The organism is Amycolatopsis sp. lyj-108, assembly GCF_046549005.1.
Classification (GTDB): Bacteria; Actinomycetota; Actinomycetes; order Mycobacteriales; family Pseudonocardiaceae; genus Amycolatopsis.
This window is the reverse complement of record NZ_JAJPWQ010000013.1, coordinates 241,502-254,495: the sequence shown is the minus strand read 5'-3', so window position 1 is coordinate 254,495 and position 12,994 is coordinate 241,502. Positions and strand designations below refer to the sequence as shown.

At 63.5% G+C, this 12,994-nt stretch carries 16 protein-coding genes; 9 read left to right on the top strand and 7 right to left on the bottom strand.

Annotation, left to right across the window (positions count from 1 at the left end):
- Window positions 1-297 precede the first annotated feature (297 nt).
- Both ACLJO0_RS36810 and ACLJO0_RS36805 read left to right on the top strand, forming a co-directional pair.
- Window positions 298-1,206: a hypothetical protein gene (locus ACLJO0_RS36810; RefSeq protein ID WP_410583872.1), complete on the top strand. Its 909-nt coding sequence runs from the start codon at window positions 298-300 to the stop codon at window positions 1,204-1,206.
- Window positions 1,137-1,634: a hypothetical protein gene (locus ACLJO0_RS36805; RefSeq protein WP_410583870.1), complete on the top strand. Its 498-nt coding sequence runs from the start codon at window positions 1,137-1,139 to the stop codon at window positions 1,632-1,634. Before ACLJO0_RS36810 ends, ACLJO0_RS36805 begins: the two co-directional genes overlap by 70 nt.
- 97 nt (window positions 1,635-1,731) lie before the next feature.
- On the opposite strand, the gene ACLJO0_RS36800 is transcribed toward ACLJO0_RS36805, so the two are convergent.
- Window positions 1,732-1,935, bottom strand: coding sequence for a hypothetical protein (locus tag ACLJO0_RS36800; RefSeq protein ID WP_410583868.1), 204 nt, complete (start codon window positions 1,933-1,935; stop codon window positions 1,732-1,734).
- A 79-nt stretch (window positions 1,936-2,014) separates the two neighbouring features.
- Here ACLJO0_RS36800 and ACLJO0_RS36795 point away from each other — a divergent pair, with 79 nt between their 5' ends.
- Window positions 2,015-2,185: a hypothetical protein gene (locus tag ACLJO0_RS36795; protein WP_410583866.1), complete on the top strand. Its 171-nt coding sequence runs from the start codon at window positions 2,015-2,017 to the stop codon at window positions 2,183-2,185.
- On the opposite strand, the gene ACLJO0_RS36790 is transcribed toward ACLJO0_RS36795, so the two are convergent.
- The gene (locus ACLJO0_RS36790; protein ID WP_410583864.1) at window positions 2,174-2,338 is read right to left on the bottom strand and encodes a hypothetical protein; all 165 of its coding nucleotides are present in this window, start codon (window positions 2,336-2,338) and stop codon (window positions 2,174-2,176) included. The two genes, ACLJO0_RS36795 and ACLJO0_RS36790, sit on opposite strands and share 12 nt — an antisense overlap.
- Entirely contained in the window at window positions 2,335-3,474 is a 1,140-nt protein-coding gene (locus ACLJO0_RS36785; protein ID WP_410583862.1) for an IS701 family transposase, read from the bottom strand. The genes ACLJO0_RS36790 and ACLJO0_RS36785 overlap by 4 nt, the downstream gene beginning before the upstream one ends.
- A 166-nt stretch (window positions 3,475-3,640) precedes the next feature.
- Between ACLJO0_RS36785 and ACLJO0_RS36780 the strand changes: the two genes are divergently transcribed.
- The 3 genes from ACLJO0_RS36780 (at window position 3,641) to ACLJO0_RS36770 (ending at window position 6,631) form a co-directional block, all read left to right on the top strand.
- Entirely contained in the window at window positions 3,641-3,988 is a 348-nt protein-coding gene (locus ACLJO0_RS36780; protein ID WP_410583860.1) for a hypothetical protein, read from the top strand.
- A gap of 185 nt (window positions 3,989-4,173) precedes the next feature.
- Window positions 4,174-6,015: an ATP-binding protein gene (locus ACLJO0_RS36775; RefSeq protein WP_410583858.1), complete on the top strand. Its 1,842-nt coding sequence runs from the start codon at window positions 4,174-4,176 to the stop codon at window positions 6,013-6,015.
- 424 nt (window positions 6,016-6,439) lie between these two features.
- Entirely contained in the window at window positions 6,440-6,631 is a 192-nt protein-coding gene (locus tag ACLJO0_RS36770) for a hypothetical protein (protein ID WP_410583856.1), read from the top strand.
- A gap of 323 nt (window positions 6,632-6,954) precedes the next feature.
- On the opposite strand, the gene ACLJO0_RS36765 is transcribed toward ACLJO0_RS36770, so the two are convergent.
- A complete protein-coding gene (locus tag ACLJO0_RS36765; protein ID WP_410583854.1) occupies window positions 6,955-7,161 on the bottom strand; it encodes a hypothetical protein in 207 nt (68 codons plus the stop codon).
- Between the two features lie 444 nt (window positions 7,162-7,605).
- Here ACLJO0_RS36765 and ACLJO0_RS36760 point away from each other — a divergent pair, with 444 nt between their 5' ends.
- Window positions 7,606-8,295: a hypothetical protein gene (locus ACLJO0_RS36760; RefSeq protein ID WP_410583852.1), complete on the top strand. Its 690-nt coding sequence runs from the start codon at window positions 7,606-7,608 to the stop codon at window positions 8,293-8,295.
- Between the two features lie 243 nt (window positions 8,296-8,538).
- Here the strand turns inward: ACLJO0_RS36760 and ACLJO0_RS36755 are convergent, their stop codons facing one another.
- The 3 genes from ACLJO0_RS36755 to ACLJO0_RS36745 are packed head-to-tail and all read right to left on the bottom strand — an operon-like array spanning window position 8,539 to window position 10,837.
- On the bottom strand, window positions 8,539-9,894 hold the full coding sequence (locus tag ACLJO0_RS36755; RefSeq protein ID WP_410583850.1) for a sigma-70 family RNA polymerase sigma factor: 1,356 nt from the start codon (window positions 9,892-9,894) through the stop codon (window positions 8,539-8,541).
- On the bottom strand, window positions 9,891-10,577 hold the full coding sequence (locus ACLJO0_RS36750; protein WP_410583848.1) for an RNA polymerase sigma factor: 687 nt from the start codon (window positions 10,575-10,577) through the stop codon (window positions 9,891-9,893). Before ACLJO0_RS36750 ends, ACLJO0_RS36755 begins: the two co-directional genes overlap by 4 nt.
- Window positions 10,574-10,837 (bottom strand): hypothetical protein, encoded by a 264-nt coding sequence (locus ACLJO0_RS36745; RefSeq protein ID WP_410583846.1) that lies wholly within the window; start codon window positions 10,835-10,837, stop codon window positions 10,574-10,576. The genes ACLJO0_RS36750 and ACLJO0_RS36745 overlap by 4 nt, the downstream gene beginning before the upstream one ends.
- A gap of 529 nt (window positions 10,838-11,366) precedes the next feature.
- Here ACLJO0_RS36745 and ACLJO0_RS36740 point away from each other — a divergent pair.
- Both ACLJO0_RS36740 and ACLJO0_RS36735 read left to right on the top strand, forming a co-directional pair.
- The gene (locus ACLJO0_RS36740; RefSeq protein ID WP_410583844.1) at window positions 11,367-11,996 is read left to right on the top strand and encodes a hypothetical protein; all 630 of its coding nucleotides are present in this window, start codon (window positions 11,367-11,369) and stop codon (window positions 11,994-11,996) included.
- Window positions 11,997-12,264: 268 nt separating this feature from the next.
- Window positions 12,265-12,990 carry a hypothetical protein gene (locus ACLJO0_RS36735; protein WP_410583842.1) on the top strand — a complete coding sequence of 242 codons (726 nt, stop codon included), beginning with the start codon at window positions 12,265-12,267 and terminating at the stop codon, window positions 12,988-12,990.
- The last annotated feature ends 4 nt before the right edge of the window (window positions 12,991-12,994 follow it).

Sequence of the window (12,994 nt, the reverse complement as noted above, 5' to 3'; positions counted from 1 at the left end):
CAAGGTCATGTGACAGGTAGTGCAACAACGTCACATTCTGATCGGTCGCGTTCCGGAAGGTTCGCTGCACTGGGGAAGTCCCGCCCGGCGTGGGGTCTTTCGTTGTGCTGTATTGGGGCGCGTGTCGCACGCAGGAAATCCGAACGCGGTGCGTGACGAAGACGGCGTGTCACGAGCGCGCGTCGCATCAGTATCTGAATCAGGGGCTCACATCGGTTTTCGTGTGACACCACACGCTCAATGGGGCTGGGGCGTTGGGTGTCGTCGAATTGTTTCTGCGGGTAAAGGACGATAATGATGTCAATCTCAGCGACAGTAAAAAAGGGCGTCATAGTCCTGACTGCCGCGGTCAGTGCGGCCGCGCTGACCGTCGCCTCGCCGGCGGCCGCTGTGTCGGCTCAGCCGGCGGCGGGCGCTCAGTCCGCGGCCGCCGCCTATACGGTGAGCCCGGGTTCCTCGGTGAACGTCAATGCCCGGGTGGTGGTGCTGCCTGGCATGACAGTGTCGTTGTCGATCGCCCTGGGGAACTACAGCGCGACGCCGTCACAGGCGAGGGTCAGGTTCCGGGCTAAGTGCATCACGAAGGACATCGACTTCCTGACGGCCTGGTCCGATCCGCAGATCGTCACGGTTCCGGGCGATCCGGCGAACCCGCCGAAGGGCGGTAAGGACCTCAAAACGGTCAGTGCCAGCATCACGCTGCCCGCGACGTGTGCCCCGCAGCCCGATCAGGGGTCGATCACCCATGACGGTGATTTCGCGGCGGAAATGGGGCCGGCGGCCGGCGCGGCGACCGGCTTGAAACAGTCCCTGTACTGGATCGGCAAGCCGTTCACCAAGGCCTACTATAAAGACAACCTCATCTTGCAGACGCATGGCCAGCCCGCCGAGTCGGCCGCTCACCACACGCTGCCTCAGAAGGTCGAGGCGAAGTTCAACAAGGCCGGTATCCCGACGATTCACGACCCGATCTACCTGCGCTGGTGGTGCTCGCGTCCGGGTGTGCCGGGAAACCACCCCAGCAAAGCGGCTGAGTACAACGCACTATGGGACACGTTCTTCGCGCAGAAGCCGAACCCGACAGCTGCCGAGGTCCTGTCCTATCGCGCATCGATCCAAGGCAGGTACACCTACACATGCCCACCCAAGACGATCGGCGCTACATCCTCGAGGCCCGCTCCGCAGCTCGTGACGTCTGGGTCCTGATCGAGCACGATGGGAAACCGCCGCCGGTCCCATGGCTGCTGCCCGACGGCTCCGATGTCTTCCAGCTGATCGACAACGGACATACCGAGGCGCTCGGCTTCGTTCCCCGGTTCGTGCAGACGAACCGGGGAACCCGGCTGGGCGACCTCATCTGGACGACCGGTGACACCAAGATCGCCAGCCGCCGGTTCGTGGATGTCCTGGCCTCGATCGACGCCACCGGCTACCGGACTTTCCCGGTCGAGGTCGTCGACCGGACGGGAGCGACACTCGGCGCTTTCGTCGGGCTCGCCATCGAGGACGGCGACACGGACAAGGACCTGCACGTCAGCAACGGCGCCCAATTCTGGAACTTCGCCGCCACCAGGCGGGTCGTTGACGCCCTCATCCAAGCCGGCGCCACCGAGCTGTCCATCACACCCGCCTAACAGCCGAGGCCCCCGGTGACCGCGGCAGGGGACACCTTTGCCCACTCCGCAAACCAGGGTGGCGTTGCGTGGTCAGCTTCGCCGCCCGACGGCCGACTCAGGTGAGTCGGCCGAGAGTGCGGGCCGGGAGTTCGGCGGCGGTGAGCCGGTAGGGAGCCCATTTATCACGCGTACCAGGTTTCATCGACGCGGAGAACCGGTACCGACTGCGGCTGTCGGGTTCGCTGGCGTTCTCCTCGAAGTCCGGGCTCGGTACCAGCCAGGCGTTCATGATCTGGCCGTGGGCGACCGCGGCGGGCATGCCCGCCGGGCTTCCGACAGAACCACACGGCTGTCCGGGATAATCGCTGAATGGACTGCCCAACGAACGGATGTGGAACGTGACCCTCGACATCGATGTTGCCACTCGCCCAATCGCCCGCATCGGAAAGGTTTTCGCCGCGGTCGCATTCGTTGAAGCAGCGACATGGGCAGGCCTGCTGGCCGGGATGTTCCTCAAGTACGTCACCGAAACCACCGAGCTAGTACTGCAACGGCAGTCAGGTGAGTAGGTAGCCTCGTCGTTTGTAGTGGCTGAGGCGGGCTTGGTGTTGTCGTCGGCGACGGAAGCGTGACCAGGCCCAGACGTGCTCGGCGGCGTCGGTGACACGCAGGATGAGTTTGGTGAGCAGGCGGCGGATCTCCGGTAGCGTGAATCCGATCATGCCCGGCTCGCTGACACCGATTCCCCTCTTATGGCCAGGGATCGGGTGACGGCGAGCCAGGCGTGGGCGAGCATGGACAGGGTGATGTGGGCGTACCACGCTCGCCAGGATCGGACTTGGTAGTGGTCGAGTCCGGCTTCGTTTTTGGCTTGCTGGAAGCATTCCTCGATCCGCCAGCGGGTGCTGGCGATCCAGGCCAGGTCCAGCAGTGTCGAGCGGCGGGGTCCGTAGCAGACGTAGTAGGCGATCTCGGTCGGGTCTGAGAGTGAGCGGCGGGCGAGCAGCCAGTGCCCGCGCCCGGCCCGCCAGCCGATCCCGATCGGGATCGGCTGGCGGGCCGAGTCGTACTCGCGTGGGCCGTGCGCACCGGCACCGACCGACAACCGCCGCCACGACCGTGCGGGCAACTGCTCGATCAGCTCGTCCGCCCGGGCCTCGGCGCCGCCAGTGGTGGCCAGCCGGTCGTTGACCTTGGTGGCCAGCACATACGCGGCTTCGTGGGCCTCCAGCCACGCCCGCAGGTACTTGACCTGCCCGTAAGCCTCATCAGCGGTGATCCACGCGAACGGCACCTTCGCCTCGAACGCCCGCGCCAGCATCCCCATCGCCTGCCGCGGCTTCGTCTCGAACTCGGTCCCGTCCGGGATCCCGGCCCCCCGGCAACGATCGGGGTCGGCGATCCACGGCTCGGGCAGATACAGCGCCCGATCGATCAACGCATGGCCATGACCGGAGGCATAGGCCAAGAACGTGCCGATCTGACAGTTCTCGATCCGGCCCGCCGTCCCGGAGTACTGCCGCTGCACCCCCGCCGACCGCACACCTTTCTTCAGGAACCCGGTGTCGTCCACGATCAGCACACCACCCGGCTCGCCGAGATGCTCGATCACGTAGTCGCGCACGTCGTCGCGGACTCCGTCGATGTCCCAGTCCGCCCAGCGCAGGAGCCGTTGCATGCCGTCCGGGGACATTTCGCCGGCCTGCTCGGCCAGCGTCCACCCGTTCTTCCGTTCCAGACCCGCGACCAGCCCGGACATGTACTCCCGCGCCCGGGCCCGCGGCTCCGACCGCGTGAACCGACCCGCGATCCGCTCATGCACCCGATCCAGCTGATCCATCACCACATCGACCACCACCAGAATGATCTACCACAAGCCACCCGAGTGCCGTTGCGGTATTAGAGCGACGCTCGACACTGGCCAGGGACCGACGCGTCCGGCCACGTCGGCTGCTCAGCCGTCAGGGTGGCGGAGTTAACTGTATGTCGATCATCATGCCGTCCGTTGCTACGAAGGAGTTGCCGTGCCCGAACCCGTTCTGATCTCGATCGCTGCTGCGCTGGCTGCCCGTGGTGTCGTCAGCTTGTATAGCCTGGTCAAGGACAAGTTCGCTCACAGCCCGGAAGCTATAAGTGTGCTGGAAGCAGCTGAAGGTGCGGCGGAGGACGCGTCGGAGATCCTCGATCTCGCGGCCGTGATCGAGGGGGTCGAAGGGGAAGATCCGGAGTTCCGTGACCGACTGCGAGAGGAGTGGACTCGAGTCAGTGTCAAGCAGCATGCGGATGCTGGAGGAGTGAACAACTTGGTGAATGGCCAGGTTACGGGCAAGGTCGTGCAGGCCCGCGACATCCACGGCAACATCTCGTTCTGACCTCGGATGGAGTTGCGGCGTTCTGTTCCGCTAGCAATCACCAGGCCGCTATCAGTGCCGCGGCCGTCGCCGTGCAAGAATGTACTGTACTTGGCAGGATGCTAAACCGGCGGCAAGGTCGGATACCGACAGATGAGTCCCCTGGGAGCCGAACACCGGGAGTTTTACGCCGCGAGGGCACGGTCTTGACGATCGCTGATGCGGTTTCGCGTGGTGCCGGCACGCAACACCGGGAGACGAGTGGGCCGGCGTTGGCGGGCCGCGCGGCGCCGAGGAATGACGTGCTCCGGGCCATTCGAACGAGCCTGGAACAGTCGTACATCATCAGGGATGCCAACATTGGAGACCTGTCATCCGGCCCCGTTCCTTGTGACCACGTCCCGCGTCGTACCCTGCACTGGCTCGGCAGCATGAAGCAGGAAGGCAGATCAGTGGATGGCGAAAATCTTCGCAATGTTTTCTCCGGTGTTTCCAGCGGCGTAATCGTTCAGGCGCGCGATTTGTATATCCATCAGAAACCCACCTACCCGCGTCCGAGGCAACTGCCACCCAAGCCGACCAAGTTTACCGGGCGCAGCGACTGTCTTGCAAAACTTGACTATATCATCACTCAGGATAGCAATGAATCGGCGAACGTTGCAGCTATCGTGGGTCAGCCTGGCGTAGGAAAAACTGCCTTGGCGATCTATTGGGCCTATCGAGTCCAAGACAGATTTTCCGATGGGCAACTCTACGTTGATCTTCGCGGTCATGACGCGAGTGGCACCCCAGTTGAATGGGAAGACGTCCTTGAAGACCTTCTCCGAGCACTTGGCGGCCCGGAGATCATGATGCCGACGAGTATTGCCGCCAGGACGGGCCTGTATCATTCGATGCTTTCCGGCCGGCAGGTGTTACTGGTCCTTGATAATGCTCTGAGCGTCGAGCAGGTGCGCCCACTTATTCCTGGGGGGTCAGGGTGCTGCGTAATCGTAACCAGTCGGAACGCCCTGCCGGGCTTGGTTGCCCGCGATGGCGCCCAACGGCTTAGACTTGACGTGTTCCCAACCGTTCAGGCGACCGAGCTCCTAGCCAATGTTCTTGACGCTACGAGGACTCCTGCTGCATCCCTAGAACGACTGGCCGACCTATGCGGCGGCTTGCCTCTCGCCTTGAGGATCGCGGCCGAGCACGCAGCAAGTTCGTCAATGCATATCGACGATCTTCTTGCGGGACTCAGTGACGAGAGGTCGCGTCTCGACTCGCTTACCTTAATTGAAGTAGATGCCCCGACCGCCGTTCGTACTGTCTTTTCTTGGTCATTTCGCACTCTGTCTCCAGCAGTCGCTCAAATGTTCCGACTTCTTGGCCTGTGGCCAGGATCTGACATTAGCCTGGACGCTGCGGCGGCTCTTGCTGGCACCACCGTTTCTGCGGCTGGAAATGCGTTGCGACAACTCGCGAACGCTCACCTAGTCGACGTCGAAGCGGACCGGTTTCGCATCCACGATCTGCTGCGAGCGTACGCGAAGGACATGGCTGAAGAATCCTGTACGAACGACGAGCGAGAACTGGTCGCTCTTCGCCTAATATACTGGTATATGATCACAGCTAATGCCGCGGAGGCTGCTGCTAATCACCGCTACCCGCCGCTGGACCTCAAGCCGTCACCCATTGATATTTCGCCGCTGAAGTTTCGCGATTCAGGCGAAGGTGTTGCATGGCTTGCCGCTGAGCGAGCTAATTTGCTGGCCATCCAGTATAGCATCAGTGCGCCGAGTCAGCAGGCGCTAAAGATTATGTTCTATATTCTCATGCGGTTCGCAGATCTTCGGTATCTGGAGTTAGCGTATACTAAGATCAATAGCGCCGATGCGAAGACTATAGCCTCGCAAAAGGAATCGATTAATCACCTTAAAGAGGCGATTGCAGCTCAGGGGCAAAGCTTGGAGCACAACAAACGAACTATCAGAGCGCAAAACGAATCAATCGAAGCGCTTAAGCGGACAATCGATATTCAGAAGAAGACAATCGATGCATTGAGCTGATCTCAGCAAGGGTTGCGACAGGCACGCCAATTCCGAGGGCGAATGGGGTGGCACTGACGGAAGGCGCGGCGGCCCTCGTAAGAGGTGTTTTCACCACAAGACCTACCTCGGTGAGGACCCGTATGATTGCCAACAAGCCATCCTTGATGTCTCTAGTGAACTGGCCCAGTACGTGGACGTGGTTGCCCGCCGCGCACCGGCGTGAAGCGGGCACCCGCCGCGAGGTTTCTATCCTCACCAGCGCGATGCTGAGGTCCTGATCGGCGCGTGCGGCGTCGCCACGGGCCCCAGTGCGTAGTCGGCTGTGCATCAAACGCGTCGCGGGCGTCGGTGTTGAGCTAGTGTTGGGCGGCGGCGAGGTCTCCTTCGGTCCGCTCTAATACTGCAACGGCACTCGGGTGGCTTGTGGTAGATCATTCTGGTGGTGGTCGATGTGGTGATGGATCAGCTGGATCGGGTGCATGAGCGAAGTAGCGGTTCTGCCAGCAGCCGCGTCACGGCGTCGTGCAAGCCCGCCGCCATGATTGCCGTGGCGAGCAGCGTCGCTACGGGAGATCACAACGTCGGCCAGCGCGAACAGATCAGGCAATTAGGCACCGACGAATCCGAACTGTAGTCCGGTCAGTTACGGACCGCGGTGTGAGCCCATGACCTCGCCGTGCGCCCGCGCAGTGCAAGCCGGTGGACCAGTTCTGTTGCCCGATCTGCCCAGGCCGAGTCGTCGGCGCTCCACGCGGACCGACAGCTCGTGCCGGCGGATGCAGTGCAGCCCGAGCCGTTAGTCGGTTGCGAACCTCCGTTGCGGGTGACGGAGGAACGCCTGCCATAGCCGCACGGTGTCCAGGTCTTCCCACTTCTGCTCGTGGATGCCGTCCTCGGACAATTCCAGGATTTGCGCGCCGGGTAGTGCCGCGACCAGGGGAGAGTGGGGCGAGTAGATCACCTGCGCGTTGGGATGGTCACCAGATCGCGCAGGTGATTGAGGAGCAGCAGGGCGGAGTGGAACGACAGCGGCCCTTCGGCCTCGTCGAGCAGGTAGACGCCCGGGCCGTCGAAGCGGCCAGTGATGGCTTGCAGGTAGGACTCGCCGTGGCTGACCTCCCAGGACGGCCGGTCGCCGTAGCCGGAGATGCCTATGTCGGTCATGTAGGCCAGCATCCTGTGGGCGGTTTCGGCCCGGAGGAAGAACCCGGTGGCTTGCGTCCGTGAACCCGGCCACGCCACAAGCCGCCGAGGTCCGGCGGCGCTTGCGCATGCTCAGACAGCCCTATGAACCGGACTACCTGCGACCGGAGCCCACATGACACAGGAACTTCCGCAGGATGCGACCCGATGGCAGCGTGCGACCCGATGGCAGCGCCCATGTCGGCAACCCGCTGGTTAAGAGTGAGCTGCTTTCTATGTCGGATGATGTCGAGTGATGCCGGACAAGACCTTTTCGTCTGGTCACAGCACATCGTCGGTGTCGGGGTATGTCGCCTGGTGTCGGAATGTTTCGGATCTCTCGGGCTCGTCTCGGGCTCGCGGATGTCGGGCTCTGTCGCTTAATCCAGCCGCCTTGAAGGACTGCGTCGCTGGGCGGTGCGGACGATGACGGTGGAGGAGCGGCGCGATCCGGTTGTGTCGGCTGTGAGCACGATGGTGGGGACCGTGGTCGGCCTGACGTTCCTCTTCGGGTTCGGCAATGTCTTCGCGCTCGCACTCCGGTTGGGGGTTCCGGTGTGGGTCGCGCCCTTGGTCGCGCCTGCGGTGGACCTGACGGTCGTGGCGCTGCTCGTTGCGATCCGCCGCCTCTCGGCGCATGGGGCGGCGCCTGAAGTGCAGCGCTCGGCGCGACGGCTCCTTGTGCTCTCGAGCGCGGTGACGTTGGCGTTGAACGTGGCGGAGCCCCTGATTGCTGGCGAGCTCGGCAAGGCGCTGTTCGACGCGGTAGGGCCGTTGTTGCTGATCGGCTGGTCCGAGGTCGGACCGGGCTTGCTTCAGGCGCTCCCTGACCTTCGGAAGGATGTTCAATCCCCTGCCGTCGTTGTGTCGGTGAACTCGGCGAAGGAAGGCTTGTCGGATAGATCGATTGTGGCTCCAGCAGGGCTCGACGACGGCTTGGTTAAGCGCGCGAAGCTGCTGGATGCTCAGCATCGGGAGTTACACCAGCGGCCGATCTCAGCCGAAGCGCTTCGTAAAGCTTTGGGCGTGGGGGCTGAGCGCTCTCGCGCTCTGACGCGTTTGGTGCGTGCTGAATGGTGCGGATCGTCGGACCTAGCTGAAGAGTCGGTTGCCTAGACCGAACTGTTTTGCGGCTCTAGCTGTTCTTTCGCCTGCCTGAGTACGGCGATAGTTGCATCCTGTGGGCCGCGTACATTTTTCGCAAGGGCGCGAAGTACCGCTTCCTGGTCCCCATCCATCTCTCCGGAGATGTCGTAAACCTCCATCCACCGTGACCCACCCCCCCTCGGTTGATAGGTGATGCAGCCTGGATCACCTATCAAACGAGGCGTGCAGGGCGCGAGGCCGTCGGCCCGCGGCCTATACGGTCTCGATCAGCGTCATCGGCGTTGACTCTCCCCGGTCGAGTTGTTGGCGCATCCGGGCGATCGCCTGGTGCTGTATGACCCGTACGGCACCAGGCGCGAGGCCCAGCGCTTCGGCGGTTTCTCTGCCCGAAAGGCCGACCATCATCCGCAAGGTGACGACTTCTTGCTGGGTCTTGGTAAGCGCCCCGAGCGAACCGGAGAGACGGCTTTGAAGGTCACGAGCGTGGTGTGAGCACAGCTCGACACCGGCTGGCTCCTGCAGCCGCGCAAGTCCGGATCGGCTATCTCGTTGAGCTGCGCGACGTACGTCGGTGACCTTGTTGTTCGCGATCGAGTAGACGAAGCGCAGGAACGAGTCACCGGTGCCGTGATACCGGGGCAGGGCAGTGAGGACCGTGATGCAAACCTCCTGGGCGACGTCGTCCGCGGTCAGGGAAGAGATCGTTTGTCCGCTTAGCCGGGCGCGGCAGTACGTGACGACCGCCGGCTGAATGACTTCGAGCAGGGCGCGGACCGCGAGCGGCTGACCGTCCTTGGCGTCCATCACCAACTTGGTGAGGTCCTTGGTGGACACTCGTCGAGTCGGGGAGGTGGATGTGTCCTCCGCGCGATTGAGTGCGTCGAGGGCGTTGGCGGCGCGGACGTTCCTGTTGACGGGATCCGTGCAGTAGAGCCACTTGGTGTCGGTGAAGAAGATGCTTAACTGGGAGGTGAAGGTGAAGTCGAAACCACTGTCGGTTGGAGTGATCAGACGATCCCACTTGAACCGGCGGCTCAGTTCCACCGCCAGATTTGTCGTTGCGAGCGCGTGGAAGCCGAGTCGAGGTGCGGCCGTCTGCCAGCTCTTTCCTGTCCGGTGGCCCCAGATCACGATGTCCCGACTCCCGTCAGGCACCAGCGCGGCGGAAGTGGGCTCGTCGGGGCTGTTGTTCAGCTGAGCGGCGACGACCTGGTCGAAGAGCGGTGTCTCCGCCTCGGCCCGGTTTTCGGCAGGGACAGCGTCCTTCGTGAGCTGGGCGGCTAGGCTCGTCTCTTGCTCGTCGGCGTGCGCCTCGCGTCGCTGCGGGATCGGGTCGGTACTCGTGACGCAGATGGCGCGCATCGGCTCGGCGTCGTCGATGCCGTAATCGACCGCGGTGGAGAGCCACGGGATCGCGTCGGCGAATCGCTCGGTGGCCATCATCTGCATGCCGATCTCGAAGGCCTGGTAGGCGATCTCGGCGACGTGGGCCATGGTGGGCATCACGCGGCCGTGCTCGGCGAGGTCGGCGTCGTTGGCCGCCTGGGCGCGGTTCATGACGTGGTCGACGTCGAACCGGAGATCGTCGGGTACAGGGGGTGGGGTCATCGCTGAACCTCCGGTGCGGGACTGCGGTAGTGCGCAAGCAGGGGGGAAGCCTTGAGTTCGGCGAGGCCGCGCTGGCGGAGCGCCTTGACGCTGGGCTTCGTCGTTGCGAGAAGCGCCGCGGCCTCGTCGAGGCTGTCCTCGTAGCCGTAGAGCCGGATCAGCACCTGACGTTGCCGGGTGGGCAGCGTTCGGAGCGCCTTCACGAGGAGTTCGTCGGTGAACAGCCCGTTCGCGAAGTCGGGGTCGTCCTTGACGTTCGCTGCCGTGGCCCGCAGGATCGCGGCGTCTTCGGCCGCGTCCTTGGTCCTCACTGCATCGCGGTGCAGGGCCGCCGAGATGTCCTCTTCGGTGCTCGGGGTCGGACGCCGCGTCCGTTTGCGTAGCTCGTCTTTGACCCTCATCTCAACGATCTGGATCAAGAGAATCCGGGGCTCGCGCAGCGATCCCTGTTCCTGCCACCTCCGGACGAGTTCATGGAAAGCGGTGGCCACGACCTCCTCGGCGGCCGCGTGGTCGCCGTGAAGGCGTTTCGTCGCGTAGGCGATTGCTCCGGGCACGCCGCCGTCGCGGACGCGGAGGACTTCGTCCCGGTCGTACCGGATCCGCGGCTGATGCTCGTACTCGCCGGGGTCCGGGTCGGGGCTTTCATGATCGCCGCTCGGAGTGAGTTGGGCGCCCGTCATGCGGACTCCGAGGTCGACGGTGCGGCCGGGCCTAGAGTGACGGCCCATTCGTCGCCGACCGGGTCGCGGCTGATCAGGTGGGCGGCGCGTCCGGAGTCGCTGAGGACCTGCGTGGCGTCGACGAGGGCGTCATGGCGGTCGCGGGCCATGGTGCGCCTGGTGTGCAGGGTGACGACGTCCAGGATCGCCCGGATTACCGAGCGGGGGCGGGGAATCATGATGCAGTCTGCATCAGGGGAGTTGGCGGGGCCTGTGTCCATTGTTGGCCTCCCTTCCTGCTCCCATACCGAACCGACCGGTGAGGAAGAACCGGTACCGGCGAAAGATCTTGAAATTTCTTCCGGCCAGCCCCAGAACTTGCTCTCAGTGGGGAAGCTCTACCATTGCGCGTCGAGCGCTGCCACACCGGGCCCTTTCGTCACCGTGACGAAAGGGCCCGGTGTGGATGTCATCGTCATCGGCACCCTTCGGCACGGCCCGATGTTCTGATAATGCCTATTATCGAAACATCTTCGCCACGACCTGGGTGGCTCCTCCGCGAGGCTCGCGCTAGAAGTTCAGGACATGCCTACATGTCCGACGCAACGGCGAAGTCGCTACCCGCCGGACATACTTCACCCGCATGGAGGCCTCGCGAAGGCTCGACGATCCCACCAGGCACACGATCCAAATTCGGCGGGTTCTGCCGCCCGTCGTACGGCTTCGACGTCATTTGGTTCACCGGGCATGTCTTGAAAGCTCCGCTCGACCCGTGGGAACAGGTCGCCGTGATCCGGCCCGGCAAGCTGTTTGCCGGACAGCGCGACGCCGCGGTTCCGGACGGTGCTCATTATTGTGGGCCGCCAGAATGGCACGACCCACCTGTGCGTCGTGCTCACGCTGTATTGGCAGTTCATCGAGCGGCAGAGGCTCATTGTCGGTACGAGCACGAACCTCGGGTACGTGAAGGAGAGTTGGCAGAAGGCCATCGATCTCGCGGAAGAGACGCCGTCCCTTGCCGTCGACATCCCGACGAACGGTAGCCACAAGGCGGCGGGTGAAGAGTGCTTCACGACCGTGGACGGGTGCCGCTATCTGATCAAGGCGTCCAACCGGTGCGGCGGACGGTCCCTCACCCTGAACCGGCTCATCCTCGACGAGCTGCGCGAGCACGCCGATTGGTCAGCGTGGGGCGCGGCCACCAACGCCATGAACGCGGTCCCGGACGCGCAAGCGGTCGCCATCACGAACTCGCTTCGGAACTCGGCGCTCGACGACATCGAGACCGGCGACGGCGACCCGCGCTTGTGCATCCTCGAATGGTCCGCCCCGCCGGGTCCGAGCCCACCGACGTCGACGCGCTCGCCGCGGCGAACCTTAACCTCGGCCAGCGGATCTCGCTCAACTCCCTGCTTGGTCCTGCGAACCGGGCGATCCTGAACGGCGGGGAAGAACTCGCGACGTTCAAAACCGAAGTCGTGTGCATGAGGGTTCACGCGGCGAACCCCGCGATCGACCCGGACCTGTGGGAGGCGCTCGGCACCGACGAGCAACGACGGCAGGTACGCCATTGAAAGTGGTGTGAGACCACCTGGTCGACGCCAGGTCGGCGACGAACGTCGGGTGCTGGCGCCGGTATCGGCGTTTCACCTGTAGCTCATGCCGAAATCGGGATGCTCGAGTGGTCTCACGGTGAAATCATGAACGGGTGACGAACGAAGCAGGGACCGACAGAAATGTGAAGTTGCCCGCGTTCCGACCGGCACGAGAGTCACGCCCGGTCTTAGCCGGTACTGCCGCGCATCGCTTCCCCGAGCTGCAGGCGCCGCGTGAGTATCTCGACCGGCTGCGCGTTCACCATCTCGACCTAGCGCACCGTGTGCTTGAAGTCGATGACGGCAAAATCTACTTGCCTGACCTCCTAGTTATATCGATGATGCAGCGGAGCTACGGCCTGGTGGAAGCGGTCATTGACTGCGTTGACGGGTACAATTTGGCAGCGGCGGCTCCGCTGCTCCGAATGCAACTCGACACCCTCGTGCGCGCTTGCTACGTGGCGCGTGTGGCGTTGGCCGATGACGTGGTCACAGCGATGCTGGAGGGAACCGAGTTCCGCAGGATGAAGGATTCGGATGGGAAGCCACTGACCGACGCGCGACTGGTCGAGCTTGCGACGCCGCATCACCCGTGGCTTCCACCAGTCTACAAAGAAACGTCGGGTTGGGTGCATCTCTCCGTCAATCATCTCCACGCCGCGTGGCAGATTACCGGCTCCCAGGTCAGCGCCGGCGTTCCGCTCCGACCCGACGTAATCCCTGGAAGGCTTTGGTTGGAGTTGCTGGCAGCGATGACGAAAGCAACCGAGCAACTCTTTGGCTACGTCGAGATGTGGGAGAGCCGGAAAGGCCTACCTCCTGGGCAGGCGCGAAAATAGCCGG